Consider the following 4,421-nt stretch of genomic DNA (forward strand, 5'->3'; position numbering starts at 1 on the left):
TGCGACAGACTAATGATCGACTCCTTTGGTGTACCACTTTTTGTTGCCATTTTTTACTTATAATGAGCACGTAGGACAGCCAACATTTAAGGAAGGAGTCGCACTAGCTTATATAATTACTAAGGAGTTGTATATCATGGAAGTTATTTATAAGCAGTGTTGTGGTATTGACGTTCATAAAAATATTTTAGTGGCTTGTATTTTCAAACGTCAGAAAAAAAGAAATACGTAAGTTCGGAACAATGAGAGATGATATTTTACAATTAATTAATTGGATTAATGAAACTAATTGTGAAATAGTAGCTATGGAAAGTACAGGAAGTTATTGGAAGTCCATATATAATCTATTAGAAGATAATAAAATTCCTACTATCATTGTAAATGCTCAACATATTAAAGGTGTGCCAGGACGAAAGACTGATATTAAGGATGCTGAATGGATTGCCGATTTAGTTCGTCATGGATTAGTGAAGTCTAGTTATATTCCAAGTAGAGAACAGCGTGAATTACGAGAAATAACACGTTATCGTCAAGAGTTAATCGAAGAACGTGTTAGAGAAATTAATAGAATTCAATCTGTATTAGAAGGTGCTAATATTAAGATTAGTAGTGTTATAACTGATATTAGTGGGAAAACAGGTATTACTATTTTAAAATCTATTGTTTCAGGAAATACAGATCCAGTTAGTTTAAGTAAATTAGCCTGTGGTATTGCACGTAATAAGATTGATGAATTACAACGTGCTTTAAAAGGAAGCATTCAAGAACATCAAAGAGTTATGTTAAATCATTAGTTAGAACATATAGAAATGCTTTCACACATAATTAGTGAATTAGATGAAGATATTAAAAAAAAACTAGTACGTATCATCAGCAGATACAACTACTAGATGATATGCCTGGTATTGGAGTACGTAGTGCTGAGCGTATTTTAGCTGAAACAGGTGTCAATATGGAGCAGTTTAAAAAATGCAGATCATTTTTGTTCATGGGCTGGAATTGTACCTGAATGTAAAGAAAGTGCAGGAAAGAAAATGTCTACGAAAATACGGAAAGGTAATAAATTTTTAAAGGCTACAATTGTTGAATGTGCTAGAGCAGCTATTAGAAAAAAGGACTCCTATTTTTATGCAAGATATCAAAAAATAGCTGCAAGACGTGGTGGAAAAAGAGCATTAATAGCTGTAGCTCATAGTATGCTTCTAGCTATATATCATATGTTAAAAAAGCTTGAGACATTTAAAGATTTAGGAAGTAATTATTTTATTTCAATAGATTATGAAAAAATAAAAAACAAAAATATAAAGTCCCTAGAAAATTTAGGTTATCAGGTTATTATACAATAATTTTAATTTAAATATGAGTATAATAATAAGCCCACTAAAGGTGAGCTTATTTAGTGTGTCATAAATTAGTATACGCAAGAACTGTTTTCAGGACAGCTCCTTTTTTTACGTTTAGCCTAATAAATGAGACATATCATAAAGACCAGGATTTTTAGTTGCCAAGAATATTGCAGCCTTAATAGCACCTACAGCAAAAACATCTTTAGAAGTTGCTTGATGTTTAAGTGTGATGAATTCATCGTTTCCCGCAAAAAGAATTTCATGTTCTCCAACGATTGTCCCCCCACGTACAGCATGAATACCAATTTCTTTTTTAGAGCGTTTTTCACGTGTTGTTGTGCGGTCATAACGATAAGCATAAGGCTCAGATAAAGTATCATTAATGGCATCCGCAATAGCAAGTGCTGTACCACTTGGTGCATCAATTTTTTGATTATGATGTTTTTCAATAATTTCAATATCGAAAGAGCTATCACTTAAAACTTCAGTAGCTCTTTTAGCAAGTGCAATAAGTAAATTAACGCCTAAAGACATGTTTGCTGAAAAGAATACTGGAATTTGTGTACTTGCTTCATGTAATTTTTGAATGTTTTCTGGAGAAATACCTGTTGTACAAATGACAACAGATGTTTGAGTACCCACTGCATACTCTAAAAGAGCAGGAATTGCTGTAGCAGTAGAGAAGTCAATAATGACATCTACAGGAATATTGCATTCACTAAGGGAAGTAAAAACAGGGAAGGCATTTGGAATACCTAAGTAAGGGTCTACACCTGCTACAAGTTCAATACCCTTATAATTTGAGATAAGATGAGCAATTTTTTGACCTACTTTACCATTGCAACCATGCATCAATGCTTTTATCATAAGATTCATCCTTTCCAATTGTAATGAATTATTTTGTATTAAATAAGTTTTGCATTAATAAGTGCTTGCTTTAAGACTTCTTCATTTTGAGGTTCAATATTAGTAAGAGGAAGTCTGCAAGGACCAGTTTCCCAGCCTATTAAATTAAGTGCTGCTTTAACTGGAATAGGATTAACTTCACAGAATAATGCATTGATAACAGGTAAAAGGTCTAATTGAAGTTTAAGTGCAGCTTCACGCTGGCCATCTAAATAAAGTCTTACCATATCATGAGTTTGTTTAGGTGCCACATTAGATAATACAGAAATAACACCTTTACCACCTAATGAAAGAACAGGAAGAATTTGGTCATCATTACCAGAGTAAATAGGTAATGTATCACCACATAAGCTAGCAATTTTAGCAATTTGAGAGAAATTGCCTGTTGCTTCTTTAAGACCAATTACAAAGTCATATTTAGAAAGTTCATAAGCTGTTTGAGGTGCAATATTCACACCTGTACGACTAGGTACGCTATAAAGAATCATTGGTAAATCTGTTGCACGTCCAATAGCTGTATAGTGCTCAATAAGTCCTTTTTGTGTTGCTTTATTATAATAAGGTGTTACTTGAAGTGTAGCATCTACACCTAATTTTTTTGCATTTTTAGTAAGTTCAATACCATGTCTTGTATCGTTGCTACCTGTACCTGCGATAACAGGCACACGTCCTTTAACGCGGTCTACTGCAACTTTGATACATTCTAAATGTTCTTCATCAGTCATTGTAGAAGCTTCACCTGTTGTACCGCAGATAATGATTGCGTCTGTACAATTTTCAATTTGGAAGTCAATGAGTTTTTCTAATTGTCCAAAGTTGATATCTCCATTTTCATAAAATGGTGTAACGATTGCTACACCTGCACCCTCGAATATTGCCATAATTTATACTTCCCTTCTTTATATAGTTAGTGTCTCTATTACCATATTATGTTAGAGTAGATAGAGTAGTCACTTCTAGTATTTTCCAGAAGTGGTTGCAATAAAAAAACCAGCAATAGAGGCTGGCTACGTTAATCATCTTATAATAGACTTGGATGAAATAATTAGTAGCTCTCCATTCTTAATGGTAGCATTAAGAATGACAGTTGTAAGGCTATTAACCATACAACCAGTAGTAAACATTGCAAGATATTTACCCTTCGGCGAAGACGCCTTCCCACTTTTATCATATTTACTTGCATAAATCAAAAAGTGTACTCATCGTATTCGCACCTCTACGTGAATGTTTATTGAATTGTGTAAAATATAACATTTAAATCTATAAAAGTCAAGACAAAAAGTGCTAATAATCAAATTTTTTATGTTATTTTCAAGTGTATAAGGCCTAGCTATAGCAAAATACTAAACTAAGCTTTAAAAAGTTCGATAATTAATCGAAATGGTGTAACAGGGAGGCCACTACTGCCTACTACATTTGCTTCACTATAATTACTGTAGCAACTATAGATTGCACTAGCTTTTGTACCATTGATTGTATCGATTAAATGCCAGTTAGCCTTGTCTATACAGAAGCTTCGTATAGATTGTTCAGCAGCATTATTATCTACTTGGACATTTCCATTCTCTAAAAAGACTCTGAGATATTGATCCTGATTGATACAGTAAGTAAATCCTTTGATTTCTCAGGTACTTTATGCTGATTTGCTTTTACCCATGCAAAGAAAGCATCTACTAGTGGCTTGACACTGAGCTGACGCCTGTTCACTCTTTCCTCAGGAGAAAGGTCTTTAAGTTCTTCTTCAATCTTATAGATGGCACTGATTTGTTGAAGTGCTGCATAAGCTATCGTATTCTTGACTTTTTCTTTGCCTAACGCTTTAACAACATCTGCAAATTTATGCCTACAATGAGCCCAACAACCAGCTATCTTTAAGTCTTTTAACTCTTTTTCAAGTGCATGATAGACTTGATAGCCATCCGTTGCACAGACACCACTATAGTCTTTTAAAAATTCTCTAGGGTGACTCTGATTTCGTGTTTTTTGGTACACATACAAATACAATCGGTGCTGCATCATACATTTTTCCTGTACGATAGACCCACATATAGCTTTTGACTCCTGCAGAACCTCCATCTTTATTAACAAGCACTGGTGTTTCATCTGCTTGAATAATAGGTGACCTATACAATTCTTGATGCAATCGATCCCATACTAATGATAAGTATA

7 protein-coding genes and 1 riboswitch are annotated in these 4,421 nt (G+C 33.7%); of the genes, 2 read left to right on the forward strand and 5 right to left on the reverse strand.

Annotation, left to right across the window (positions count from 1 at the left end; translation table 11 throughout):
* Window positions 1-224 precede the first annotated feature (224 nt).
* The gene (locus tag JCM14822_RS22275; RefSeq protein WP_330377683.1) at window positions 225-794 is read left to right on the forward strand and encodes an IS110 family transposase; all 570 of its coding nucleotides are present in this window, start codon (window positions 225-227) and stop codon (window positions 792-794) included.
* 150 nt (window positions 795-944) lie between these two features.
* Window positions 945-1,346 (forward strand): transposase, encoded by a 402-nt coding sequence (locus JCM14822_RS22280; protein ID WP_330377682.1) that lies wholly within the window; start codon window positions 945-947, stop codon window positions 1,344-1,346.
* A 111-nt stretch (window positions 1,347-1,457) separates the two neighbouring features.
* Here the strand turns inward: JCM14822_RS22280 and dapB are convergent, their stop codons facing one another.
* From dapB to JCM14822_RS17955, 5 genes are all read right to left on the reverse strand, one after another.
* Window positions 1,458-2,213, reverse strand: a complete 756-nt coding sequence (dapB, locus tag JCM14822_RS17940; RefSeq protein ID WP_054743968.1) for a 4-hydroxy-tetrahydrodipicolinate reductase — start codon at window positions 2,211-2,213, stop codon at window positions 1,458-1,460.
* 38 nt (window positions 2,214-2,251) lie between these two features.
* Window positions 2,252-3,133: a 4-hydroxy-tetrahydrodipicolinate synthase gene (dapA, locus tag JCM14822_RS17945; protein ID WP_054743970.1), complete on the reverse strand. Its 882-nt coding sequence runs from the start codon at window positions 3,131-3,133 to the stop codon at window positions 2,252-2,254.
* 160 nt (window positions 3,134-3,293) lie between these two features.
* A riboswitch (Lysine riboswitch) is annotated at window positions 3,294-3,479 on the reverse strand.
* 121 nt (window positions 3,480-3,600) lie between these two features.
* Complete coding sequence (locus tag JCM14822_RS24685; RefSeq protein WP_157047890.1) at window positions 3,601-3,873, reverse strand: IS66 family transposase; 273 nt, start codon at window positions 3,871-3,873, stop codon at window positions 3,601-3,603.
* Window positions 3,819-4,271, reverse strand: a complete 453-nt coding sequence (locus JCM14822_RS20775) for an IS66 family transposase (RefSeq protein ID WP_172674865.1) — start codon at window positions 4,269-4,271, stop codon at window positions 3,819-3,821. Before JCM14822_RS20775 ends, JCM14822_RS24685 begins: the two co-directional genes overlap by 55 nt.
* On the reverse strand, window positions 4,210-4,421 hold a 212-nt coding region (locus JCM14822_RS17955; RefSeq protein ID WP_157047889.1), incomplete at its 5' end, for an IS66 family transposase. The genes JCM14822_RS17955 and JCM14822_RS20775, both read right to left, overlap by 62 nt.

Source organism: Cellulosilyticum ruminicola JCM 14822 (assembly GCF_001311925.1).
Classification (GTDB): Bacteria; Bacillota; Clostridia; order Lachnospirales; family Cellulosilyticaceae; genus Cellulosilyticum; species Cellulosilyticum ruminicola.